This window comes from Pseudomonas izuensis, assembly GCF_009861505.1.
GTDB classification, from domain to species: domain Bacteria; phylum Pseudomonadota; class Gammaproteobacteria; order Pseudomonadales; family Pseudomonadaceae; genus Aquipseudomonas; species Aquipseudomonas izuensis.
The window spans coordinates 204872-229357 of the sequence record NZ_WTFT01000009.1 but is presented as its reverse complement, the minus strand read 5'-3'; the positions used below and the strand labels follow the sequence as shown (position 1 = coordinate 229357).

The 24486-nt window shown below is 53.6% G+C and carries 26 protein-coding genes; 17 read left to right on the top strand and 9 right to left on the bottom strand.

Going from position 1 to position 24486, the window contains the following annotated elements; all coding sequences use genetic code 11:
• Positions 1-54: 54 nt before the first annotated feature.
• Positions 55-831 carry an SDR family oxidoreductase gene (locus GPL81_RS09820; protein WP_160106571.1) on the top strand — a complete coding sequence of 259 codons (777 nt, stop codon included), beginning with the start codon at positions 55-57 and terminating at the stop codon, positions 829-831.
• A 60-nt stretch (positions 832-891) separates the two neighbouring features.
• Here the strand turns inward: GPL81_RS09820 and GPL81_RS09815 are convergent, their stop codons facing one another.
• Both GPL81_RS09815 and GPL81_RS09810 read right to left on the bottom strand, forming a co-directional pair.
• Complete coding sequence (locus GPL81_RS09815) at positions 892-1806, bottom strand: LysR family transcriptional regulator (protein WP_160106570.1); 915 nt, start codon at positions 1804-1806, stop codon at positions 892-894.
• A 492-nt stretch (positions 1807-2298) separates the two neighbouring features.
• Positions 2299-3204: a LysR family transcriptional regulator gene (locus tag GPL81_RS09810; protein WP_160106569.1), complete on the bottom strand. Its 906-nt coding sequence runs from the start codon at positions 3202-3204 to the stop codon at positions 2299-2301.
• Between the two features lie 156 nt (positions 3205-3360).
• Here GPL81_RS09810 and GPL81_RS09805 point away from each other — a divergent pair, with 156 nt between their 5' ends.
• From GPL81_RS09805 to GPL81_RS09775, 7 genes are all read left to right on the top strand, one after another.
• Positions 3361-3789 (top strand): (R)-mandelonitrile lyase, encoded by a 429-nt coding sequence (locus GPL81_RS09805; protein WP_160106568.1) that lies wholly within the window; start codon positions 3361-3363, stop codon positions 3787-3789.
• Between the two features lie 46 nt (positions 3790-3835).
• Entirely contained in the window at positions 3836-4543 is a 708-nt protein-coding gene (locus GPL81_RS09800) for a carboxymuconolactone decarboxylase family protein (protein WP_246218913.1), read from the top strand.
• Positions 4544-4648: 105 nt separating this feature from the next.
• Positions 4649-5035 carry a putative quinol monooxygenase gene (locus tag GPL81_RS09795; protein WP_160106566.1) on the top strand — a complete coding sequence of 129 codons (387 nt, stop codon included), beginning with the start codon at positions 4649-4651 and terminating at the stop codon, positions 5033-5035.
• Complete coding sequence (locus GPL81_RS09790) at positions 5035-6237, top strand: MFS transporter (RefSeq protein ID WP_160106565.1); 1203 nt, start codon at positions 5035-5037, stop codon at positions 6235-6237. Before GPL81_RS09795 ends, GPL81_RS09790 begins: the two co-directional genes overlap by 1 nt.
• 31 nt (positions 6238-6268) lie before the next feature.
• A complete protein-coding gene (locus tag GPL81_RS09785) occupies positions 6269-6664 on the top strand; it encodes a DUF1330 domain-containing protein (RefSeq protein WP_160106564.1) in 396 nt (131 codons plus the stop codon).
• A gap of 269 nt (positions 6665-6933) precedes the next feature.
• A complete protein-coding gene (locus GPL81_RS09780) occupies positions 6934-7293 on the top strand; it encodes a cyclophilin-like fold protein (RefSeq protein WP_218585639.1) in 360 nt (119 codons plus the stop codon).
• A gap of 70 nt (positions 7294-7363) precedes the next feature.
• Positions 7364-8278 (top strand): LysR family transcriptional regulator, encoded by a 915-nt coding sequence (locus tag GPL81_RS09775; RefSeq protein WP_160106562.1) that lies wholly within the window; start codon positions 7364-7366, stop codon positions 8276-8278.
• Between the two features lie 211 nt (positions 8279-8489).
• Here the strand turns inward: GPL81_RS09775 and GPL81_RS09770 are convergent, their stop codons facing one another.
• Positions 8490-9689 carry an MFS transporter gene (locus tag GPL81_RS09770; protein ID WP_160106561.1) on the bottom strand — a complete coding sequence of 400 codons (1200 nt, stop codon included), beginning with the start codon at positions 9687-9689 and terminating at the stop codon, positions 8490-8492.
• Positions 9690-9830: 141 nt separating this feature from the next.
• Complete coding sequence (locus tag GPL81_RS09765; RefSeq protein ID WP_160106560.1) at positions 9831-10880, bottom strand: NAD(P)-dependent alcohol dehydrogenase; 1050 nt, start codon at positions 10878-10880, stop codon at positions 9831-9833.
• 159 nt (positions 10881-11039) lie between these two features.
• On the opposite strand from GPL81_RS09765, the gene GPL81_RS09760 reads away from it, so the two are divergent.
• The 5 genes from GPL81_RS09760 (at position 11040) to GPL81_RS09740 (ending at position 17175) form a co-directional block, all read left to right on the top strand.
• Positions 11040-11960 (top strand): AraC family transcriptional regulator, encoded by a 921-nt coding sequence (locus GPL81_RS09760; protein WP_160106559.1) that lies wholly within the window; start codon positions 11040-11042, stop codon positions 11958-11960.
• A gap of 89 nt (positions 11961-12049) precedes the next feature.
• Positions 12050-12517, top strand: a complete 468-nt coding sequence (locus GPL81_RS09755; RefSeq protein ID WP_160106558.1) for a (2Fe-2S)-binding protein — start codon at positions 12050-12052, stop codon at positions 12515-12517.
• Entirely contained in the window at positions 12517-14766 is a 2250-nt protein-coding gene (locus GPL81_RS09750; RefSeq protein ID WP_160106557.1) for a xanthine dehydrogenase family protein molybdopterin-binding subunit, read from the top strand. The genes GPL81_RS09755 and GPL81_RS09750 overlap by 1 nt, the downstream gene beginning before the upstream one ends.
• Positions 14767-14783: 17 nt before the next feature.
• Positions 14784-16136, top strand: coding sequence for a c-type cytochrome (locus GPL81_RS09745; RefSeq protein WP_160106556.1), 1353 nt, complete (start codon positions 14784-14786; stop codon positions 16134-16136).
• A gap of 10 nt (positions 16137-16146) precedes the next feature.
• Complete coding sequence (locus GPL81_RS09740) at positions 16147-17175, top strand: XdhC family protein (protein WP_160106555.1); 1029 nt, start codon at positions 16147-16149, stop codon at positions 17173-17175.
• Positions 17176-17243: 68 nt separating this feature from the next.
• On the opposite strand, the gene GPL81_RS09735 is transcribed toward GPL81_RS09740, so the two are convergent.
• Positions 17244-18041, bottom strand: coding sequence for a TIGR02391 family protein (locus GPL81_RS09735; protein ID WP_160106554.1), 798 nt, complete (start codon positions 18039-18041; stop codon positions 17244-17246).
• 229 nt (positions 18042-18270) lie between these two features.
• Between GPL81_RS09735 and GPL81_RS09730 the strand changes: the two genes are divergently transcribed.
• A complete protein-coding gene (locus tag GPL81_RS09730) occupies positions 18271-18588 on the top strand; it encodes a hypothetical protein (RefSeq protein WP_160106553.1) in 318 nt (105 codons plus the stop codon).
• Between the two features lie 297 nt (positions 18589-18885).
• Here GPL81_RS09730 and GPL81_RS09725 read toward each other — a convergent pair whose 3' ends face one another.
• Entirely contained in the window at positions 18886-19206 is a 321-nt protein-coding gene (locus GPL81_RS09725) for a helix-turn-helix domain-containing protein (protein WP_160106552.1), read from the bottom strand.
• Between the two features lie 89 nt (positions 19207-19295).
• Between GPL81_RS09725 and GPL81_RS09720 the strand changes: the two genes are divergently transcribed.
• Genes GPL81_RS09720 through GPL81_RS09710 form a run of 3 tightly spaced genes read left to right on the top strand, consistent with a single transcriptional unit; the run spans position 19296 to position 20798 of the window.
• Positions 19296-19709, top strand: coding sequence for a hypothetical protein (locus tag GPL81_RS09720; protein WP_160106551.1), 414 nt, complete (start codon positions 19296-19298; stop codon positions 19707-19709).
• A complete protein-coding gene (locus GPL81_RS09715) occupies positions 19702-20298 on the top strand; it encodes an MbcA/ParS/Xre antitoxin family protein (RefSeq protein WP_160106550.1) in 597 nt (198 codons plus the stop codon). The genes GPL81_RS09720 and GPL81_RS09715 overlap by 8 nt, the downstream gene beginning before the upstream one ends.
• Complete coding sequence (locus tag GPL81_RS09710) at positions 20295-20798, top strand: hypothetical protein (RefSeq protein ID WP_160106549.1); 504 nt, start codon at positions 20295-20297, stop codon at positions 20796-20798. The genes GPL81_RS09715 and GPL81_RS09710 overlap by 4 nt, the downstream gene beginning before the upstream one ends.
• Positions 20799-21224: 426 nt before the next feature.
• Here the strand turns inward: GPL81_RS09710 and GPL81_RS09705 are convergent, their stop codons facing one another.
• The 3 genes from GPL81_RS09705 to GPL81_RS09695 form a co-directional block, all read right to left on the bottom strand.
• Positions 21225-21824: a hypothetical protein gene (locus GPL81_RS09705; protein WP_160106548.1), complete on the bottom strand. Its 600-nt coding sequence runs from the start codon at positions 21822-21824 to the stop codon at positions 21225-21227.
• A gap of 244 nt (positions 21825-22068) precedes the next feature.
• The gene (locus GPL81_RS09700; protein WP_160106547.1) at positions 22069-22482 is read right to left on the bottom strand and encodes a hypothetical protein; all 414 of its coding nucleotides are present in this window, start codon (positions 22480-22482) and stop codon (positions 22069-22071) included.
• Between the two features lie 39 nt (positions 22483-22521).
• Positions 22522-24486 carry an integrase gene (locus tag GPL81_RS09695; RefSeq protein ID WP_160106546.1) on the bottom strand — a complete coding sequence of 655 codons (1965 nt, stop codon included), beginning with the start codon at positions 24484-24486 and terminating at the stop codon, positions 22522-22524.

Genomic DNA, 24486 nt, shown 5'->3' with positions numbered 1-24486 from the left:
CCGCTTGACGTTAGAGGTTAGCGCTTACTTTCCCCATTTAAGGCTGTCTTCAAAATGAACTCATCTGTCACTTACGCCTTCCCCAACAAAGTTGCTCTTGTTACTGGAGCCGCATCTGGTATGGGATTAGCGACTGCCAGAGCCTTCGCGGTCGCAGGTGCCAAAGTAATATTGGCTGACCTCAATGAGGAGGCTGCTGTCAATGAAGCACGCGCCCTGGTCGCTGAGGGCTTCGATGCCATGGCAATTCGCTGTGATGTCGCCAATGAGCTTCAGGTCAAGACCATGGTGGAACATGCAGTCGCTGCCTACGGTCGGTTGGATTTTGCATTCAATAACGCAGGTATCCAGTCTCCTGTTGCAGAAGTAGCTGATGCAAGCGGGGAGGAGTTTGATGCGGTTAATGCTGTGAACATGCGCGGTGTCTGGAGCTGCATGAAGTACGAGTTGCTTCAAATGCGCAAACAAGAAACTGGTGGCGCCATCGTGAATTGTTCCTCGCTCGGCGGGCTGGTAGGAATTGGCGGGCGTTCGGCTTATCACGCAGGCAAACACGGCGTTTTGGGCATGACCAAGAGCGCGGCGTTGGAATATGCCGCACGAGGTATCCGTATCAATGCGGTGTGCCCGGGGATCATTAACACGCCAATGGTTTCAACGATGCTTGAAACCCAGCCTGAAGCAATGGCGGAACTCATGAAGCTTCAACCCATCGGGCGTTTGGGTGAAGCTAGCGAGGTAGCCGATGCTGTGCTGTGGTTGTGCAGCCCAGGATCGAGTTTTGTCATAGGCCAATCATTGGCCATTGATGGTGGTTACACCGTAGGCTGACTGAAGCCTGTTCATGGACGCGAGTTCTGAAGGGGGGGGGCTAAGGGGCCTGCGCTAGGCTCAGGGGAGCGGGCCCATCGGTTGCATTTCTCGGATCAACTCAATCAGCAAACGGAGTCCAACAGGGAGTTGCCTGAAGCTTGAGTAGTAGAGGTGGAATCCTGGATCAACATGCGACCAATCTGCTAACACTTCGCACAACGTCCCCTCTGCAATTTGGGGAGCAATAATTGCAGCAGGTACATACATTAAACCCGCTCCGTGAGTCGCTAAGGAAATCCCGACTCGCGACTCATCCAGTGTGATTGTGCCAGGAACATCTATCTCCAGAATCTGGTCATCTTTTGCAAACTGCCAATGATAGATCCGGGCGTTTCCCAAGCGCACGCGAAGGCAGCGATGATGCATCAAGTCTGTTGGGTGGGCCGGGGTTCCGAAGCGTTCAAAATAGTTTGGCGTACCTACTACTGACCAGCGAATATCGGGAGACAATCGTTGAGCAATCATGTCGGTCGGAACAGTTCCGCCGAATCGAATACCAGCGTCATGGCCGTCTCCAATCACATCGATCATTTTGTTGGTCACCGTGAGGTCGATTTCGATGTTCGGATAACGCTCAACGAAGACCGGTAGTACAGGTCCCAGCAGCAATTTTGCACCATCGCTCAGAACGTTCAGGCGAATACGGCCAGCAGGCTCGTCACGTAGACGATTTAGAGTCTCCAACGCCTGGCCGATGTCGTTGACTGGCGCACTGACCAAACCTTGTAATTCCTCTCCCGCCGCCGTCAGCGTCACGCTCCGAGTGGTCCGGTTGAAGAGTCGGACTCCAAGCCTTGCTTCCAGTCCTTTCATGGCATGACTCAGTGCGGACGCACTGATACCCACATCAATGCTCGCGCGGCTGAAACTGCTATGTCGAGCAATGGCAAGGAAGTAAACAATGTCTGCCAAATTCACACGGCTGAGTTGCATTGACGGCTCCGTAGGCACGATGGCTCATAATTGTTTATCGCTGAGTTGGGTGGGCATGTGGGTGAGTATGGACGCTGAGGCTGAATGTAATGACCGCGCGCTTGCGATGAAAGATTACGAAGCCTCCGATATGTCCATGAGTACCGCGCCAACAGCTGCATCGAAAACTGAATTGCTTTGACTTGAGGCTCTCCGGCACTTTCGACTTCTGATGCAAAGACAGAGTGTGCCTGTTTCATTAATCGGACACTGGATTCGTCGCGCGAATGCTGGGGGTAGATGTCAAATTGCTTTTCCAGGAGTCGTTGCTTCGGTCTGCGTGGGAGTGGGTCAGCCAATGCGTCTGTAACTGTTGAGCCTATGCGAAGGTGAATCTGCCGATAATGCTCAAATACTGAATGCAGTTATGAGTGCTACTCAGCAATAGTCGCTGTGGCGTTAATTATTCTCTTAAGCCCCGTATTCAGAGAGCGCGGTCATGATGTCGGCTCTTCAATTCTGAATTGTTGTGTCTATGGCCTTCAACGCCTGCACGACTAGGGAAACCGCTTGTGATACCTGCCGCCTACTGGGGTAAAAAAGGTGATACCCAGGATAGGTCGGAAACCAGTCCTCCAGCACACATACGAGCCTACCTGCATTGACGTAGGATTTCGCAAGTTCCAACGGCAGGTACGCCAGACCGAATCCTTCAAGTGCAGCTTCAAGCATTTGGTAAGTGCTGTTGAAAACCCATTGCCCATCGACCCGAACCTGCAACTCCCGGCCTCCTTTGCTCAGTTCCCAGAGCATTAGCGAGTCCCGCGTTGGCAAGCGTAGATTGATGCAGTTGTGATGGACCAGATCTTGGGGGGTGACGCAGGGACCGCGTTCGCTCAGATAACCGGGCGCCCCAACAATAGCCATGGTGAGGTCTGGACTGATACGTGCTGCGATCATGTCTTTCTCGACTTGATCCCCTAGTCGAATACCGATGTCGTAGCTTTTCTCAACGATGTTCGAAAGCCCGTAATCATTGATCAGCTCAACCCGGATGTCCGGGTACTCGTGCAACAGCGACTTGAGGCGTGGCCAGACGTAAGTCTGTGTGGCGTAGTCAGTGGTGGTGATCCGGACAGTGCCGGTTGGCCGGTCTCGCAGGTCGCTTAGCGCTTCCAATTCTGCGTCGATTTCTTCGAAGCGCGGAGTGATTGCCGCGAGGACTCTCCGTCCTGCTTCAGTGGGTGAAACGCTACGCGTAGTGCGCGTCAGGAGCCGTAATCCCATTCGGGCTTCCAGAGCGCTGATGGTTCGACTCAGTGCCGATTGTGAAACACCCAGTTGGGCTGCTGCACGGGTGAAGTTTCGCTCACGTGCTACGGTCAGAAAGGCCAAGAGATCATTCAGATTTTCTCGCATTGATGCTCCTTAGCATAAGTGCATGCCGATTTTGCCATCTAATCATAGGTATCGAATGCTCTTAAAGTAAGTCCATAGCTGAGTTGTTTGCTGGATAACTCGTAGCTGGCTTCCAGCCCACCTTCCAATGACTTTACTGATTGAGGAGAAACAAATATGGAACTGAAACGTGTTGGCTCGCAGGCTTCGGCAAAAGGCCCAGAAGCTTACTTCACGGGCACTGTGCGAATTGATCCTCTGAATTTCCCTCCAGAACCTGCACGGGTTTCTGTAGCCAGTGTCACGTTTGAGCCAGGTGCCCGCTCCGCATGGCACACCCATCCCTTGGGCCAGACCCTCATTGTCACCGCTGGTTGTGGTTGGACCCAATGTGAAGGCGAACCGATTGTGGAGATCCGCGCAGGTGACGTCATTTGGTGCCCGCCAGGGCATAAGCACTGGCACGGCGCATCGGCCACCACCTCGATGACTCACATCGCTGTTCAAGAAGCGCTGAATGGCGTAGCCGTGGTGTGGATGGAAAAGGTGACGGATGAGGAATACAACGTCGGCCCTACGTCTGCGTCGCATGAACACAGCCATTGATCAGCCTCAACTATTTCTATCCACCACCGTCTCTGGAGAACAACTCATGACTGGTACGTCCGTTGTACCGACTTCGCAAGATGTCGATGCCGTATCGCCGGCGCTGCGTCACTTCAATGAATGTGTTGTACAGGGTGAACTTTGGGATCGCGTGGAGCTTTCCGCCCGGGACCGTAGCGTCGTGACCCTTGCCGTGGTCATTGCACGCAGTCAGTCCGTTCAGCTCAGCACCACGTTGGAGGCGGCTCTGAAGCACGGGGTGAAGCCAGCCGAAATCTCGGAAATCATTACGCATCTGGCGTTTTACGCAGGCTGGGGCAATGCACTAGCGGCGATCCTGCCTACGAAGGAAGTGTTTAGCCGCAATGGCGTCAAGCAAGAGGCTCTGCCATCTATCCATGATGCGTTGCTCCCACTTGATGAGGAGGGTGAGAAAAAGCGCGCTACGACTGTGGCTGCCAATTTCGGTGAGGTTGCTCCAGGCGTCGTACAGAACACGACAGACTATCTGTTCCGCAATCTATGGCTTCGACCGGGACTGGCCCCGCGTGATCGAAGTCTCGTAACAGTAACCGCCTTGGTAGCAGCGGGTCAGGTCGCACAGATTCCATACCACCTCAATCGTGCATTGGATAATGGACTTACAAAGCAGCAAGCTTCGGAAGTGCTTAATCAGTTGGCGTTTCACGCAGGCTGGCCAAATGTGTTCTCTGCGATGCCCGTATTCAAGGAAGTCTTTGCGGGAAGGAGCTGATACCTGAGGTAGTCATTTGATAATAGTTATCTGCTGCGCTCATGAATGCCTTAAGGGCTGACGCTGTAGAATCCTTGGCGTCAATCTTGAACAGGAGTGAATTGAATGCGGATGTCAGCCTTTCTAGGTGTGTTTGCACTGTCATGCCTGTTAGGGCAGACAGCCTATGGTGCTGAGCCAAGTGACAAAGTTGTGCGGATCGCACAGATTGTTATCGACCCTGCTCAACTGGACGCTTATCAAGCAGCTGTCAAAGAGGAAATGGCCGATTCAGTGCGTCTGGAACCGGGCGTTTTATCGATCTATTGTGTTGCCGAAAAAGACCATCCGAATCGTCTTCATTTCTTTGAGATTTACGCAAATGATGCGGCCTATCGTAGCCATATCGCATCTGCTCACTTCCAGAAGTACGTAGCCACGACAAAGGACATGATTTTGTCTAGGGAGCTAATCGAGACTCAGCCGGTACAGCTTAGCGCCAAGGCACCCTGATGTCGGTTGGCGCTGGATCTTCCGGCGAGTCTAGAAAGCTAGCCTCGGAAGCCGCTTTCCCAAGAGGTCTGCTGCTCGTACTTGCTGTATGTGCGGGGGCCTCGGTAGCGAATCTGTACTATGCCCAGCCTTTACTAGCTCAAATAGCTGGCACTTTCGATGTTTCAGCACGCATTGGGTGGGTCGCAGTAGCACCAATGGTGGGTTACACCGTTTCCCTCGTGAGCATCTTACCCTTGGGAGATCTGGTGGATCGTCGACGGTTATCCGTCGTCCTCGCATGCGTCATGGCTGTGGGAGCATTTGCGTGTGCGATAGCACCCTCACTGGTTCTGTTGGCGGTTGCCTGCGGAGTTCTGGGATTCGGCGCGGTTATTACTCAAATCCTCTTGCCAATGTCGGCAGACATTGTTCAAGAGCCCCAGCGTGCGCGGGCACTGGGAATTGTATTTAGCGGTGTGCTTGCAGGCATTCTAGCCGCCCGGACGTTGAGCGGATTTATCGGGCAGGCATACGGTTGGAGAACGATGTTTTTTGTCGCAAGCTTCGTAGCTATCAGCCTTGCGCTTACGCTTGGTAAGGCTCTCCCTAAGTCGGCTCCAAAAGCCAAGCAGAGCTACCTCTCTCTTTTTACTTCGATGTGGCAAATGCTCCGGCAACATGCGCCGCTGCGTAGCGCGTGCCTTATCCAAGGTTGCCTGTTTGGTGTATTCACTGCGTTCTGGTCAGTGTTGGCATTGCTGCTGGCTAGTCCTCCTTTCGAGATGGGGGCGGCAGTGGCAGGCTCATTCGGCATCGTCGGTATCGTCGGTGTGATTGCGGCGAATCTCAGCGGACGCATCATCGAGCGATTTGGCAGTGCTAATGGGCGTTTGTTTGGTATCGGATGTTGCCTGTTTGCTTATGTGGTATTTGCTGTTGACATCTCGCTACGAGGTTTAGTGATCGGAGTGATTTTGATGGACTTCGGCCTTTCTATTGCCAACGTTTCAAGCCAGAACACCATCCTTGGTTTGGAGTCCGCTGCCCGTAATCGCATCAATACCTTGTACGTCACCAGCATCTTTCTAGGCGGATCGTTGGGTGCATTTCTTGCGAGCCTCGGTTGGGCGCATGCTGGATGGTCAGCCGTGTGTGCATTGGGGCTAGTGCTGTCGTTGATAGCGCTTGGAGCCCATCTGCTGGGACAGCGTCGGAATTAATCAGTCGAGTATCAGTTGGAGCAATGAGCATATGAATCTCTCAAAGGTCATGATAGGAACACTGGCGGGGCTGGCACTTTTGTCGACGGGCAGCAGTCCAGTGTATGCAGCGCAAGCAGCAGCGGTTCCTCCCCATGTCTATTACGTGGCGGAGTTCGAGGTAACAGATCCTGAAGGTATTAAGCCCTACAGTGCCAATGTTGAATCGACGTTCAAACCTTATGGAGGCCACTTCATTGTACGCGGGGGCAGGACTATCTCTTTGGAGGGAGACGCCCCGAAACGTCGGCGTGTAGTTATCGAATTCGATAGCGTTGAGAAAGCACAAGCCTGGTACAACTCACCGGAGTACACGGAGCTGAGAAAGATTCGTCAAAGATCTGCGAAGGCAGACGTCTATTTGATCGAGGGTGTGGTCGAGAGGTAGGAGGCGATTTGATGAATTTCATGCATTAGTACAACTCATGGTGGCGGCTAATGTGCGCTGCTTCCGTACTCTAAAATGACCTTCCATTCTTCCCCGACTTCGTTTGGAAGGTTCATATGAGCAACGACCCTGCGAAATGGGTATTTAAGTGTTTGCTCCCATTGATCATCGGTCTTCTGCTCGGGTCGGTAATACTCGCTGATACGACCCACATTGGACCTTCCGGTCATCCAGAGCAGGGTATGCGGAGTCAGCACTCAGGTAGCCTCATGAAAATTCGTATTTCTGCAAATGGAAAATCCATCATCGCAACGCTGGCCGACAATAGTACGGCGAGAGACTTCACGTCTCTCCTGCCAATTACTCTCACCATGCACGATCTATTTGGGCGAGAGAAAGCGGCTGGCTTGCCTAGAGCAATCTCTACAGCAGGACCACGATCCAGCACTTATGCAGTAGGTGAGGTGATCCTCTGGTCGCCTGGTCCCGACATCGCTGTGTTCTACCGACATGACGGCAAAACCATTCCCTCTCCTGGAAGTATTCTGATTGCCAAGGTCGATCAGGGCGTTGAGATGTTTGACATCCCCGGTCGAATCGAAGTGACGTTTGAGTTGGTGGGCGAGTAGAGTTTCGCTGGTAAGTGCATGTTTGCCACCAATGTACGAAGGTGATCATTTGTGAAACGGGAGATGAGGGATGCTGCGTGAAAACGCAAACGACCTGCTGATATTTATCGCTGTCGCACGAGAGCGGAGTTTTACCAAAGCCGCTGCTCAGCTTCGTGTCTCCCAATCCGGCCTGAGTCACGCTATAAAATCTTTCGAGGCGCGTTTAGGCTTGCGTCTACTCACGCGTACGACGCGCAAAGTCACTCTTACTGAAGCAGGCCGGGCCTTGTATGAAAGTATGAGCCCCCATTTCGATGCGATGGAGGAAAATTTCCAAACACTCCTCGGTCTTCGGGACAAGCCTGCTGGGACTATTCGCATAACCGCTGCTGACTTTAGCTTTCATACAGTTCTGTGGCCGGTACTGTCCCACTTTTTGGCTCAGTACCCAGATATCAACGTTGAGGTCAATTGCGACTACGGGCTGGTCGATATCGTTTCAGAGCGGTACGACGCAGGCGTTCGGTATGGCGACCAAGTTGCAGATGGAATGATCGCAACGCGTATTGCCCCCGATATGCGCATGGCCGTGGTTGCCTCTCCCGCTTTTTTCAAAACAAGCCCGATACCCAAGCTACCGAATGATTTGACCAGCTATAAATGCATCAACATGCGGTTTCCAACATATGGCGGCCTGTACTCATGGGAGTTTGAAAGGGCTGGTGAGGTTCAAAAAATACAGGTTGGTGGGCAGCTTGTGGTCAACGGGGTCTATCAGACCCTCGACGCCTGTCTGGGCGATGCGGGCATTGCTTATCTCCCAGAAACTTTAGTCCAGCATCACATCGACGACGGTCGCTTGATTCGAGTGCTGGAGGAATGGTGCCCGGCATTTCCAGGTTTCCACCTCTACTATCCCAGTCGTCTTCAAGCATCGGCTGCATTTAAGCTATTGGTCGAAGCGCTTCGTTACCCAGGCGATGGGACGCTCATTGAGGACTGAACCAATCACGTAGAACGGCTGCTTCTGGTCAATAGCGTCTGACAATGTCGACTAGGGTGCGGAAGCTGCCAAATGATCGTGACAAGCTGATTTTCGTCCGCCGCTCCTGGTAAATCGAGCTAACGCCCTCTGGTTCACTTCCGCGCAGCGTAGTTGACGGTTAAGCGAGCCGAACGAGGAAAGAGTAATCTCCTGCACCTCTAGAAAAACATCATGTTGCGGCATTGTTCGACATTTGAGATGACGCATTTGAAGCCTCGCGACCAGCGAGCCAAGTGAAAGCTGCTGCCACCAATAGAACCGCCGCGCTCAACTCAAAGGTCGCTCGATAACCGCTGAGGTCATAGGCGATACCTCCGATGATTGCCCCACCAGATATCGCCAACTGCACAATGGCGACCATCAATCCACCTCCCGCCTCAGCATCGTCTGGTAGTGTCCGGGCCAGCCAAGTCCACCACCCCACAGGAGCGGCAGTGGCCACCAGGCCCCACATACCCAGCAAGGCTGCGGTCAATGCTGGCGCGGAACCAAACGTCACCAGTGCCTGAGCTATGCCCGCCATCAGCAAAGGGATGATCGTCAGAGTGCGGTACAGACCATCGCCGATGAATTTTTCGATCAGAAATGTACCGACGAAGCCTGCGATGCCCAGCCCAAGTAACATTAGTGATAACGTCGATACATCGACGCTGGTTACTGTTTCGAGAAACGGCCGCAGGTAGGTGAACAGCATGAACTGCCCCATGAAAAATACGCTTACTGCGATCATGCCTAGCGCTACCGGCCTTTGTTTCATCAATCGCAGAGCATTGCCGCTACTCGTGTTGTGTTCGCTCTTGAATGACGGCAGGGTCAGCAATAGCCAGAGTGCGGCGAGGGCAGCTACCGGCACGATGCAGAAGAAAGCGCCACGCCACCCTATCAGCGAGCCAAGATAGCTCCCCAACGGTGCTGCGATCACGGTAGCCAGCGCGTTGCCCCCATTGACGATGGCCAGTGCACGTGGCACTTGTGCTGGAGCCACCAAGCGCATTGCGGTGGCCGCTGACAGTGACCAGAAACCACCAATGGCAACGCCGATGAGGGCGCGCCCGAGCATGAATGAGGGATAGCCTGGCGCGACCGCAACCACTGTGCCCGATACCATCATCAGCAAGGTCAGGCACAGGAGAAGTCGTTTACGCTCGACGCGCGCAGCTATGGCAGCGATGACCAAGCTGGTGATCAAGGCGAATGCGCCGGACACGGAAATACCTTGGCCCGCTTGGCCTTCAGTAACTTGTAGGTCTAACGCAATTGGTGTTAGCAAGCTGACAGGCATGAATTCGGAGGCTACCAGAGCGAAGGCGGCCAGCGACATGGCCAGCACGGCGCCCCAACGGTGCTTTTCGGTGTGATGGGAAGACATTGGAATAGACCTGTAGCGGTGAGTGCGGTGGTAGCGATAGCCCTCTAATGGGCAGGCTGGGGCGTTCGCTTTTGATCGTGTGACTCAATAGCGCAACTTCGATTGCGCGTCCGGGCCATTACGGCCCGTACACGGTTTCTCTCAATCCGCCAGGGTGGCGTTGTCGATCACGAAGCGATATTTCACGTCACCTTTGAGCATCCGCTCGTATGCGTCGTTGATCTGTTCGGCGCGGATCAGCTCGATATCCGAAACGATGCTGTGCTCGGCACAGAAATCCAGCATCTCCTGCGTTTCAGGAATGCCGCCAATCATTGAGCCCGTTAGCGTGCGGCGTTTCATGATCAGGTTGAAGACGTTGGGCGATGGGTGCGGCAAAGCCGGGGCGCCGACCAGTACCATGGCACCGTCACGCTTGAGCAACACCAACAAAGCGTCCAGATCATGAGGTGCCGCCACGGTATTGATGATCAGATCAATGCTTTTCAAGTGCGCGGCCATCTGCTGTGCATCGCTTGAAATCACCACTTCGTCAGCGCCCAGGGCTTTTGCCGCTTCACGTTTGGATTCGGATGTGGTGAACGCGACCACGTGCGCGCCAAGGGCGTGGGCCAGTTTGATGCCCATGTGGCCTAGCCCTCCAATACCAACAATGCCCACTTTCTTGCCGGGACCGGCTTGCCAGTGGCGCAATGGTGACCAAGTGGTAATGCCCGCGCACAGCAAAGGAGCAACCGCTGCGAGCTGGGCCTCAGGGTGGCGAATACGCAGCACATAGCGCTGATGCACAACGATGGCTTGAGAATAACCGCCGAGTGTCCAACCTGGTGCATCAGGGGTAGGAAAGTTGTAGGTACCGATCATGCCGTCGCAATAGTTCTCCAAGCCCGCCTCACATTCATCGCAGTGCTTACAGCTGTCGACAATGCAACCGACACCGACCAGATCACCTGGCGAAAAGTCGGTGACCTGCGAGCCGACCGTCGCTACACGGCCAACGATCTCGTGACCGGGGACACAAGGAAACTGTGTGCCTTCCCACTCAGCACGCACCTGGTGCAGGTCCGAGTGGCAAATACCGCAGTAAGCGATTTCGATCTGAATATCTTCGACGCCGGGAGTGCGTCTGTTGATGCGCAGAGATTCAAGGGGTTTGTCGCCCGCGCGGGCACCGTAAGCGAAGAATTGCATGGGACTCTCCTGTATCAGATTGACCCATTGTCCTGACGGTTACCTCTGCAACGTAGCGCGATCCTATTGAATACTTGCCCAATCCTCTGGCCTTGCGGGGACGTGGATATCAAACGCCTGGATTGCGGGCTAGAGTTCGGCCAACAGGAGCCTGCCACCATGATTCACGCCAGTTCATGCCAAGCATCGCCCTTGGCGATGATTATTGACCCGCGCTTGACCCAGCCAGGGGACTACGCCACATCGGTTGCCGGTCTTTCGTTGTTTCGCCGCGACCATCCTGCGCCGCCTGCGGCCTGCATGATCGAGCCGAGCCTAATTCTGGTTGCTCGTGGCGAAAAACGCTTGTGGGTCGGGGGGGAAGGCTACACCTATGACCCATCGGGCTTTATGGTGACTTCACTGGACCTGCCAGCAAACTCCGAAGTGCTCACGGCTAGCCCGGAACAACCCTGTGTAGGGCTGGTGCTAAAGCTAGATATCTCGATGCTGGCCGAATTGATTGCAAAAGGCAGTCTTCCGGTGACACGCGACAGGGCTATGAACAAAGGCGTCGGCATCGGCAGCATGGGCGTTGCGCTAGAAGGTGCAATCGGTCGCCTGTTGGCATTGCTTGATGAGTCGGAGGCGATTCCAGTTCTAGCACCGCTGGTCTTGCGTGAGATCCACTATAGGTTGCTGCATACCGATCAGGCCTCGCGCCTTCGGCAAATTACAGCGGTCGATGGCCAGGGCTATCGCATCGCCAAGGCCATCGACTGGCTCAAGCTCAATTACACCACGCCCCTGCGCATCGATGATCTGGCAGCTCGGGTACAAATGAGTGCGGCGACGTTTCATCACCACTTCCGCCAACTCACTGCCATGAGCCCATTGCAATACCAAAAATGGCTGCGCTTGAACGAAGCGCGACGTCTGATGCTTAGCGAGCGGCTGGATGTGTCGCGAGCAGCATTTGCCGTGGGTTATGAAAGTCCGTCGCAGTTCAGCCGCGAATACGGCCGACTATTCGGTGCTGCGCCCAGACGCGATATCGCGCGAATGCGCGGCGAGCCATCCGAGGTCATTGCTGAAGGATAAACGGACATCAGTTTCTACCGGTGCTGCATTGCATCACCGTTTATAAAAAACCAAAAAACGCACATCAACCGATGATCAGTGGGTGAGCCATGGAACTACGAATCAACCAGAAGACATATCAGGTCGATGCTGACGCCGACACTCCCTTGCTGTGGGTGATCCGTGATGACCTAGGCATGACCGGCACCAAATACGGCTGCGGGTTAGCTCAGTGCGGGGCGTGTTCTGTGCTGGTAGACGGCAACGTGGTGCGCTCCTGCGTTACGCCGGTCGCCGGTGTGGTTGGCCGTGAGGTGACCACCATAGAGGCAATCGAGTCAGATGAGGTCGGTAAACGTGTGGTGGCTTCTTGGGTCGAGCATCAGGTGGCCCAGTGTGGTTACTGCCAATCCGGGCAGGTGATGGCGGCTACGGCGCTGCTCAAACGTTCCCCCAAGCCAAGTGATGAGCAGATTGAGGCGGCAATGGTCAATCTATGTCGCTGCGGTACATACAACGCCATTCATGCTGCCGTGCATGATCTCGCTGGCCAGCCCGCGCAGAAGGGAGATGCTTGATGAACGTTCGCCTCGATTCAGTTGAACAGCTCGTGGGCAATCCCTTGACTGGCCCGATCAACGTGTCCCGCCGCCGCTTTCTGACTGGGACCGCTGTGGGCGCTTTGGTGCTGGGCTTCGGTCTACCGCTAGGTTCAGCTAGGGTGCAGGCAGCTGCCGTCGCATCTGCCCAACGCGGAACGCAAGTTCCTGCCTTCCTCGAAATTCGACCTGACAACACCATACGCCTGCTGTGTCCGTTCATTGAGGGAGGGCAGGGCACCTTTACCGCGATGGCGCAGATCGTGGGTGAAGAGTTGGACGCCGACCCCGCCACCTTCCTAGTTGAGTGCGCTCCGCCTGGTGAAGTCTATGTCGTGATGGAAAATGGCATGCGGGTTACCGGTGGCAGCATGTCAGTGCGGATGAGCTATCCGACCATGCGTCGCCTTGGGGCTCTGGCGCGGGCCATGTTGTTACAGGCAGGGGCAGAAACGCTCAAGGTGCCGGTAGGGGAGCTATCTACCGAACCCGGCAAGGTGCTGCATGTAGCATCAGGTCGCTCCATCGCCTATGGCGAATTGTCGGAGCGCGCCATGGATCTGCCCGTACCGGATCCCACCAGCGTGCAACTGCGCGACCCAAGCCAGTTCCGTTGGATCGGTAAACCGGTGAAGCGTCTTGACGCCTATGACAAGTCCACCGGTAAGGCGCTCTACACCATCGATTTGAAGGTCGACGGCATGCTGCATGCCGCTGTGCAACATGCTCCTCGCCTAGGCATGACGGTAGGTAATTTACGGAACGAGGAGCAGGTCAAGGCTATGAAGGGTGTCCATTCAGTGCATCGCCTGCCTGGAGCCGTAGCGGTGGTGGCCGAACGCTGGTGGCATGCCAAGCGCGCAGTTGAGTCTGTTCAGGTCGACTGGCAGGAACCGGCCGCCGATTCCACAGTTCGAGCAATGCCTGCGGACTTTTCCACCGACGATTATTTCAAGCGTCTGGCTGCTGCAAAGGGCCCTGCCCGTGACGACGAAAACGAAGGCGATGTGACCTCAATGCTGGCTAACACCAAAACAAAGGTCGAAGCTACTTATCACAACCAATATCTGCATCATGCCCAACTAGAGCCGCCTTCGGCTCTGGCGCGATTCAATCCTGACGGTTCCCTGGAGGTCTGGCTGCCTAACCAAGCACCGGACATGTTCCGGACTGATATAGCTAAACGGACCGGACTCGACCCTTCGAGGATTACGCTCCACTCGCCACTTTTGGGTGGGTTTTTCGGGCGGCATTTTCTGTATGAATCGGCCAGTCCGTATCCTCAGGCCATCGCCTTGGCCAAGGCAGTTGGGCGCCCGGTCAAACTGATCTGGAGTCGGGAAGAGGAGTTTTTGAGGGATGTACTCCGCCCCGTCGCAGCGGTCAATTTTCGCGCTGCGTTGGACAATGACGGCTGGCCGTTGGCAATCGAAGCGATCAGTGCAACAGAAGGTCCGACCGAGGCACTCGCTGGCAAGCAGGGAGAAAAGCTGGACCCAACTGCTCTTGAGGGATTGTCGGGTAAGGCGTACGCCATTACACACAAACGAATCGCCCAGATTTATATCAAGGGCCCGGTCATGCTGGGCTACTGGCGCTCGGTCGGCAACTCGCTCAATGATTTTTTCTATGAGGCCTTTCTCGATGAGCTTGCCGATAAGGGCGGTAAAGACCCGTTCGCGCTGCGCCTGCATTTACTGCGTGACAACCAGCGTCTAACGAACCTGCTCAATGCCGTGGGTGAATTGTCAGGAGGTTGGAGGCGTGGTCCGTATACGACCGAAGATGGCAGTAAACGTGCCCGAGGGGTAGCCATGGCGTCACCATTCGGTACGCAGACGGCAGTGATCGCAGAGGTGTCGATTGAGCAGGGGCAGGTCAAAGTTCATGACATTTGGCAGGCGATTGATCCGGGTAGCATCGTCAACCCGGCGATTGTCGAGGCCCAGGTCAACGGGGCCGTGGCTCTGGGGTTGTCTCAGGTGCTTGTAGAAGAGGCGGTCTATATCGACGGTAAGCCTCGGGCACGTAACTACGACTTGTATCCGATTTTGCCGCCCTCTCGGATGGCAAGGGTACATGTGCGCGTTATTGAGAGCGGGGAAAAAATGGGCGGCATCGGCGAGCCGCCCTTGCCAGCTGTGGCGCCTGCCGTGGCCAATGCGGTAGCGGCATTGACGGGGCAGCGCATTCGCAGCATGCCCTTGAGCCGATACACCTTTACCTGACCTGCGCCGGAGCACAAATGAAGAATAGCCGATTCGCAAGAACTGCTGGTTGGCTGGCGCTGCCGTGCCTCGTCGCGGCGGGCCTGCTGGCTTGGTATGTCACCCACGAGCCCTCCTCACGTCTAGAGAATGAACAATTGGCAGTGGCTGACATTGACCCGGCGCTGGTCGCCCGTGGCGAATATGTTGCCCGGCTCAGCGATTGTGTGGCCTGTCACAGTGTGCCGGGCGGCGCCCCCTTTGCCGGAGGTCTGGAAATGGCAACTCCGCTGGGCGCGATTCACGCCACCAACGTCACCCCGGATCGAGAAACCGGCATTGGTGGCTACAGCCTCACAGAATTTGACCGCGCCGTTCGCCAAGGCATCGCGCCCGGTGGGAGGCGGCTGTATCCAGCGATGCCATATCCATCCTATGCGAAACTCAGCGAAGATGATGTGCGCGCCTTGTATGCGTTCTTTATGAAAGGCGTGGCGCCGGTCCGGCAGGCCAATATCCCAAGCGCGATACCTTGGCCACTTAACATGCGTTGGCCTATCGCGCTATGGAATGGCGTCTTTGCCGACACCACTCCCTATGTAGTGAAACCGGCAGAAGATGAGCTATGGAACCGTGGTGCTTACATTGTTCAGGGGGCGGGCCATTGCGGCAGCTGCCATACCCCACGGGGGCTGGCATTTAATGAAAAAGCGCTGGATGAATCCGGCTCGCCGTTCCTTGCCGGTGCCTTGCTCGACGGCTGGTACGCACCTAGTCTGCGGGACGATCACAATACGGGCTTGGGGCGCTGGAGCGAGCCGGAAATTGTTCAGTTCCTGAAGACCGGTCGCAACAAACACACCGTCGTCTTTGGTTCGATGACCGAGGCTTTCAACAACTCTACGCAGTTCATGAGTGACGAGGATCTGGCCGCGATTGCACGCTATCTCAAGTCACTGCCCGGCGACAGCAAACGCGACGGCCCCCCCTGGCAGTATCGGGCGGAGTCTGCCGCAGACCTACTGGATATGCCCGGCGCCCATACCTATGTCACCCGCTGCGCTTCTTGTCACGGAATGGAAGGCAAGGGGCAGGCCGAATGGATGCCGCCTGTGGCAGGGGCTACGTCAGCACTCGCCGAAGAGAGCGCCTCGGCGATCAATATCACCCTCAATGGCTCGCAGCGTATCGTTGCCGCTGGTGTGCCAGACGCCTATCGCATGCCAGCTTTCCGGGAGCAGCTTTCGGATCAGCAGATTGCCGAGGTGCTTACGTTTGTACGCAGCATGTGGGGAAACCAAAGCGGTGCGGTTGACGCGCAGGCGGCCAGCAAGCTGCGTGAACACACCGACCCAGCTAGCAGCAGCCCGATCATTCTGCAAATGCGGTAAGGAGAGCCCGATGGAAAGCATCGATTTGCTAGTTCTTCGCTCCGCTCAGGAATGGCTCGCTGCCGGAGAACGTGTTCTGCTGGCGACTGTAGCGCGAACCTGGGGTTCGTCGCCACGGCCGGTTGGCTCAATGATGGCTTTGCGTAACGACGGTCGGGTGATAGGGAGCGTGTCCGGGGGCTGCATTGAGGAGGACCTGATCCACCGACATACCGCCGCTCATGGCGGCACGGGTTTGAGGGAGGGGCCACCTGAGGTGGTGCGTTACGGCGTCAGCGCTGACGAAGCGCATCGCTTCGGATTGCCATGTGGAGGGACGCTGGAGTTGATCCTCGAATTCTGCCCGTCCTGGCAGTTGCTGGATGAGTTGCTATCTCACCTCGACGCTGGACGTCTTATGCGTCGCAGTCTGGTACTGAACTCCAACATGGTGACACTGGAGCACAGTGCTACACCGGAGCAGTTCAGTTTCGACGGCCAGCAGATGCTCAACACGCTCGGTCCGGGGTATCGAATGCTCATAATCGGTGCCGGTGCGCTGGCTGAGTACTTAGCTACCATGGCGCAATTCAATGGTTTCAAAGTAGCGGTCTGCGATCCGCGACCCGAATATGTAGAGACCTGGTCGGTGACCGGAGTCGAGCGCATAGTCGGCATGCCGGATGACGTGGTTCGTGACTTCTCGTTTGACTTGAGAACCTGCATCATCGCTCTCAGCCATGACCCGAAGCTCGACGATCTTGCCTTGATAGAGGCGCTGCGGGGACCTGCGTTTTATATTGGTGCCATTGGTTCGCGTCGTAATAGTCAACTGCGTCGGGAGCGCCTAATAGAGCATTTTGGGGAGACGGAAACCTCACTCAAACGCTTGCACGGACCTATCGGAATTTATATTGGTAGCAAGACACCTGCGGAAATCGCGGTTAGCGTCATGGCCGAAATTCTTGCTGTGAAAAATGGCATCGTTTTACCCCGCGATACCAGCGTAGCGGAGGCCAAGTTGATCCGAGAAGCCATCAACGACGATATGTCGGCTTAATGGCCGTGAGTCATAGAGAAATCGTCTTCACTGGTGCGCTAATTTGGAACTCCGTGTGCATGGTTCTTTCAGAGCCTCGGCGGCATATAGGCTTTGTCCAGGCGCCGATGGATAAGCGAAACGATTGTAAGCAAATCTTCCGCGTCCTCTTTCGTCATATCCCAATGTATTCGAGCTTCATGAACAACGGGGTTGCGGAACATCCCAAATGTGCCTCGAACCAAATTTGCAAATCCACTCTGCTCGCTTCTTTCACTTACAGTTGAGCGTGGATTGATGGCGAGAAGAGGTGGATCCCCAGCTAGCACTCGATCTACCAGCGGCGCACCGTCATCGGTCAGACCTGTACGTTCTCTCATCTTTGCTGCAACGCTTTTCACTGCTTCCTGAACTGCGTGGAAATAGTTATCTGCTAACAGTTCTGAGCGACAAAACCTGAGAACGTCGGGATGAACTCCTCGGCCCTCAAGGTCGGCACGCAGATCGCGTGCTCTGCGCTGGGCCTCAGGTAGGGTTTGCACCGCCTCCGCTGATACAAGTGTTCCTGCTTCGTCCACCATGAGCGAGGCGAATGCGAGAGCTTGGTTGACGAGTGCTCGCATCGGCTCGAAGCGTTCTGGAGATCGACTATATCGGGCTGGTTTCATGGCAAGGCGTATAAATTCCAACACATGAGTGCGGTTACGCTTGGCATTTTGGCTCTCGACAAACGCGTTATAAATCCTGATGCGTTTTGTGATTTTTCCAGGGTCATTCATTTTGGCGGAAGCAAAGAAAAGCTCTATTTCAGCACCAGTGAGGCCCGTTTCTGTGTCGCCTAAGGCATTTGCGATCGCTTCGAGTTGATCTTGAGAAAATAAGGCCATTATTCATCCGTGATGCTGAGATGTGAGCAGTCCACGCTTGGACAGTGCCGGTAAAACAAAGCCTACCAAAAGAGAAGATCTTCTACCCTCGGTGAAGTCACCTCATTGGTTCAGTTAGAATGCGTCGAATGGACCTGATCGATTGGGCTGCCACTCTTGAAGCACAACGGTATGTTCTTTTTTTCACCATTTCCTATTCGTCAATCTGCAAAGCACACGAGACATCTGCATGAAAGAGAACCTGAGCGAAGAAGAGATGCGCCGTGCGCTTTTCGGCACCACGATCAGTGAGGTTACCTCCGTGGCTGAGGATCTGCGGGTTACTTCAGATCAACAACATGTATCGAAAGCCCGACGGGCTACGACTTCTCGCTCGCCGAAATTAAGGGTGACGCTCCGTGTAATGTCGGAATTTGAGGGCAAGGCCGAGGTGCTTGTTTACGAGGCGAGCACTCTGAGTAGCCTCATTGCTGAGCAGGAAGCGAAGGCAGAGGCGAAAAAACGCAAGTTTAAGTACTTCGAGTTGGTCTCGATTGAATCTGTCTGACAGTTTTCGATTGCCTTCTATGTCTTTAACTCTCGAACCCACAGCCGTGAATGCAGACATCGACATGTCTGGCCTCATTGGACAATAAGTACGCTTCCCGCGACATCCTCGCATCTCAAACGGTTCAGGCGCAGCGTGTATGAGGTCTCAGGAAATTAAGGGCCAATAAGCAAGAGAGCGAGCAAATCGCACTCACCTCACTACCTGTGTGTAGAAGTGCTTGCTTGGGGGGCGTGTAGATTCGTACTAAGAAGGCTGGGGGCTGGTACGGGAGAGTCCACGCAATCGGCGAGTAGCTTATGACGAGTCACCGTCCTTTTTTTGGGGCGCGACAGCAATCATTTCCATTCTGACCTCGCTCAATGCTTTCCCTATCAGGGTCTCGATGCTTTGGGATTGATCGCGGTAGAGATAGCACTGGAGCACAAGCGCCAAGGGCGAGATGCCCATAACCTCGGCCAGATTGTCGATTGTTTCCAGGCTGGGCGAACGCAGCCCGCGCTCAAGGAGACTGACGTGCTCCCTGCTGACTTTCGGTGGAAAATCAACCTGCGCGAGATTGGCCTTGAGTCGCAAATCCCTTAAGGCCTGTCCAAACGCTTCATTCAGCTCCCGCATGCGGCACTCCGAAAAAGGAGTATATGGCCACATTGAGAAAATGTTAGCAGCGTACTATAGTACGCATTGCAATGTTCTGGAGACATAATATGTTCGAAACCCACGCGCAAGCCCGATTGCAGAATCCGTTTTTCGTGTTGGAGGAAGGGGCGCAACGGTGGGCTTACATTTCACAAACGGCGAACGATGAGTGGTTTTTCGTTACGTACGAAACCGTTGACCAACAAATTTCCTCGCATCAACAGTTCATGGTTTCGACCGTACGTTTCCTACTGGACCTGTCTTCCAAAGACAGCCCCGAGCAATTTATCCACCAGGTACAGCTGGTATCACCGCCTTGGTTGAACAAGAGGGGTTGCTGGTTGATGGAGCAGCTTTCTGCGATTTATACAGTCGATGAGCGGCTCTTATACGAAGTGATGGATGGGCAGATTTATCCATCAGAGCTGCGCGGACAACCCCGAGAGCTTTTGTGGTCCAAGGAGTCGAGGACAGATGAATAATTTCATCGAAAGGCACCTTGCCGCTGAGTATCGTGCACTTCTTTTTCCTCATGAGTTTTCAGGTCAAGCAACGTTTGGTTTTGAATGCAATGACGGGTGGGCGGATCTCATTGAAGCGAGTTTGCGGTTGGTCCAACGGCGTGCTGAGTTGCACGCGCTCGACGTTTTGGTCACGCAGGCGAAAGAGAAGTTTGGTCAATTGCGGATCTACCACAGCGGAGCCGATGAAGGTATTGGTTCAGTTTTCGAAATTGCGCAGCTCGCGTCAGGCTACATCTGTGAGCTTTGCGGCGAGCCTGGCAAAGTGGCAAGTCTTGAAGGTTGGCTCGTCGCTCGGTGTGGCAAACATTCCGAGCCGGGGCATCAACATCAGATTGCCCCCCATCTGGCGGATGAAAACTACATCGCTAGCTACATGCGAGCCGTGGATTCAATTTTGGCTTTTTTTGGTACTCGCGCGGTGCTTTGGGTGCAGGAAGAACGCACTGCCTTTGCAGGTCGGCGACCCAGCGAAATGCTGGCGACGGAGGAGGGGTGCCAAGCGATTTATCTAATGCTCAAACGGCTTGAGCATGGGGTTGGGGTATGACTTCGCAGCTAGTCCGCGCGACGTGCGTGGTGATGGCTGCCCAACCAAACCTACAGGATCATTTGCGCCGCGAACTGGAATGGGAATTTAGCCAAGGTCCTGTGGATTTGAGGTATGTGCGAAGTCTTGTGTCGTCGCCGAGGTTGAAGTCGTTGATCGTCCGTGCTTTCAGCCATCCCGCGCTAGCCGAAGCTGGGGACACGTTTTTGGATTCGCGCACGCGGTTGGCGGATTACCCTCAAAAAACCATGGCCATATCGCTCACGAATTATCGACTTTTGGAGGGCACGATAGAGGTTGTTGAAGAATACGGTCACAACGACTCGACGCTGGTGAAACTTCAAGTCTGGCCATTCGAACCAGGAGAGCTGAATGAGTTTGCTATGGCGGTTGCGGTGGCGTTGAGTTATACGCCTGCGGAGCTGATGGCTGAGTCGAGGATTTCGCTCGCAATAAATGAATTGGTCGGTAAATGGGGTTTCTTTACAGATGGGTTCTGAGCCGATCTCTTGAACAGATTTCGTCTGCCTACAGGGTCGCTCGCGCATCGGACGGATCTGGCGAATTGGATGCCGAAGGCTCCACAGGGCTGTCATCCTACCGAGCTAAAATTCCTTTCCCTCCGGTGCCATTTTTTCCCAGGCTTCGTCTCGATTGTTCTCGGGAGTTTCTGCTAGCAGGCTCTCCAGGGAAAGCTTCGTAGGCTTCAATGGCGCTACAGAATGGACCTGGCTCGATGAGCACGTGTGCGGCTTAACCCTTGGGTCTTTAGGTCGTATCTGTGATTTTTTTCGGGTCATGGGCTTCCTCCCCCTTGCTCATACGAGTTTAGTGTCCCGCCGGGGGAGCAAGGCTCAAGGGGATGAATGGATGAGCCGCTCGGCCTCTTTCCCTTCGACGAGCCATCGGCCAGTGGTGCAAACGCATTAGGGCGCTACTGGCACATCCAGATACTCAGGCGGTACCAATGCGCCCGCGCAGATAAACCTCATTTTCATCTGGAGACGGCTCCAAACCTCGCTTTCCCAAGGCGACGCCTTGAGCAAATCACAATACTCGCGAAGCGATTCTTCGAGCGCAGATAGAAATCGTGTGGCATCGATCACCAAGTTTTCCGCGTCAAACAGTTGAGACGTATCCCTTCGAATTCGCCACCCTCCGGTTGTTTCGCCTTGGTGCATGACTCCGCAACGGACGTGCTTGTAGAAGAGTCTGCCGTGCTCTCGCAGGGATGAAAAATGATCAACACGGTCGAAGAAGTGGCTGAAAGCAACTCCGCTGAGACCCGACTTTGCGGAGCCAGTCCAGAAAGCCTCTAGCATTTCGATCATCAGGCACGCACATGCCATCATCGCAAAACCGTGCTTATGCTCCTTAGACTCGAAGGGTTTGAGATAGCGCTCCTGAAATCGTTGGTACACGAAATCAGCGATTCTTACCTTGTCCTTTGCTCGTTTGAAAGCACGGTAGTCGGCTACGGTGACCGTACTTGAAAGCAAAACATCCGAGGGCGCGCGTTTATCCATGATACGTAGATCCCAAGAGCGTTGATGGCTGTAGGGACTAAGTCGGCCAAGGGCCTCTATACTGAAGAACGGCAGCGCATTATTTTTTGAGGCGCAAGCAGCCGACCATGGGCTGGAACGGCAACGCAACTTAGGCAATGTATGAAATACAAGCGAAGCCCTATGATATGCGCATCTAATAGATGAAACCTGGCTGCATAATGCGCGAAAGAGTCGTGATCTGTGTCCTTCAGTTGACTCGATCTCAGCGTTTTTTAATCGGAGTGACGTTCTGAATTTTGCTTATTTGCTGTTCCAGTTTTTCTAATTGTACTAAAAGCATTAATTCACGGCCAAGTGCAGCTTTGTATTTTTCCTCATATTCAGCAGCTTCGCTTTTTGCTTTGCCTGTCTTTAATTTTGCTGAGCGTACTTCTAATGAACCTGGCTTTAAGCTTTCCATTTGCTTCTTTGCTTGAGATTTGATTTCGGTTATTAAGTTAGAGAAAACAGCGCGAGATTTCTTGATGCTTCCTTCAGTTTTACCTGCTTCCAAAGCTACAGATTTGAGTGATATCTTGGTGCCAACAGGGACCCGTTGGGGGATGCCTAATACGAGTCGCAACAACGCTTCGTAATAGGGTTTTAGTGTCTGTGAATCCTCATAATCTGTAAGCATATTTATATCCTTCGTTTATCAATGTGCACTAGGAACGAACTACGCCTTGTGTATAATGGCGCGCATGCTCAGCCAGTCCTGGAGGTTCATAAGTTCAGCATTGTGTTCTAATGTGCCAGGCTCAAGTTCTGAGATTTCCCATTTGATTTCTTCAATGGTTTCATCAATTACCGAAAGTTTACCAACACAATTAGAGCAATAGGGACACCATAAAAAATTCCCATGTGCTCTTCGATCACAGGGGCCGTTGAATGTGCAGCCTCCCACAGGGGAGGGTGACCAGGATCGCACACCCTTCAGAATTTCTCGGGCGGTTTCTTCGGGGGGCTGATGGATCCACACATTAATCTTCGAATCCATAAGGCGCGAGCCTTGAGCCCCCAGAAGAGATTCTGCGGAATGCACGACATCTCGAATATACAATGCGGCATCGGCATGCCTCTTTGCCGCTTTGATTTCATCCGCTAACTCAGGGTTTAGCAAATTCATCATGTAATTGTTTATTGAACAACCGCGTGCATAGTAGGTGCTCATCAACTTTGTGAGGTGCTGAAGCAATCTTTTCAATGCGGGCAAAGACATAAGCCCAGATTGACCCGCAAAAACTGCAATCGATCGGCGGTACTGGTGCGATGTAAGCCGCCAAGGAGTTCCGATACGGAATTTTGGATCCGTCCTCCAATTCCTCCATGGTTCGATCAATTCGAGTTCCTCAAGATCCTCTTCGGTTATCAAAACATCCGGCATTTCATCGTCTAGCCACACACGTGGGATGTTTTCTTGTGAATTGGAGCAGCTATTGGCAATGGGTAAACGCGCAGGGCTCACAAAAAGACTTTTCTTTAACATGTCAGAATGAACATAAGGCGCGATGAGTGCATTAATTGTATGCAGAATTTCAATTGGCTCTTCGATTTTTGGAATTGTTATCCATTTGTATTTGAAAGGTTGGCTGTGAAGTTTGGTGCTTTCGCCGACGAGATATACTGCCTCATTGTTCCACCCTTTGGCTGGAAGTAAACAGTCTCGTTGCAGCCCTATGGCCTCACTTTCACGCATCAGTGTGAACAAGTGAATGTGGCACCGGGCGCAAAACTGTACAAGAGACAAGTAGTGGCTGACGCTAGAGATCTTTTCCCACTTGTACTTTTCCGCAAGACCTTCAAGGCCGTGCTCTGCAACAGCGACTTTGAATGATCGGCCTTCTTTTTTTAACTTCTCCTGGATTTCCGGATGGATGTCACTGCGCTTTTTTTTGTACTCTTTGTGGTACGCGTAGTCACGACCATAGTAGGGATTGGCACATGCTTTGTTTATTAATTCAATTAGCTGTTGTTGGTGTGAGCGAAACTCTGTGAGAACTTCTTTCTGGTGGCAATATTTTAACCAAAGTATCCTGCTTGGAATGACAGGGTGTTGGGATGACTCTCTGTTGAACGTTTTAGCTTTTGCCTTGACTGTGGCCACTGCGTGACCGCTAAAAGTAAACCCTTTTTCCGATAGGTCAATTTTGTTAAGGTTGGTCATCATAGTGCGCAATTGGACCAAAGCCGTGCTCGGGCATGTATCCAGCAAGTTCGAGAGAAGATTATCATCTTCAACTAGGTCTAGTATCCCAATCTGGAGACGGTCGGCGAATGAGCAAATCATACGTAAAAGATGCATATACGGCCGCATGGTACTTAGACGCGCAGGTTTTTTGCTTTTGCTCTTAGGGAAATAAAGAAGCATGATAAAGATTTTCTTGCAGAGGTCTATATTTTCATTGTTAAATTTCGCATTGTTACGCCAAGCATCGAATGAAAATACATAGTTATCTCTTGCCATAAACGCGAGAAGCGGAAATAGCCATGTGTCGTGTATGAATAACGAAAGGATATTTCCAGAACCGTCTCGCGAAACAATCATATTTGAGTTTATGCGAGAGAAAGACATGCCCAAGTATGCATCGTTGATGAGAGTGACGAAATCTTTAGCTGCGATTATGGGTTTTTTTTGCGGCAT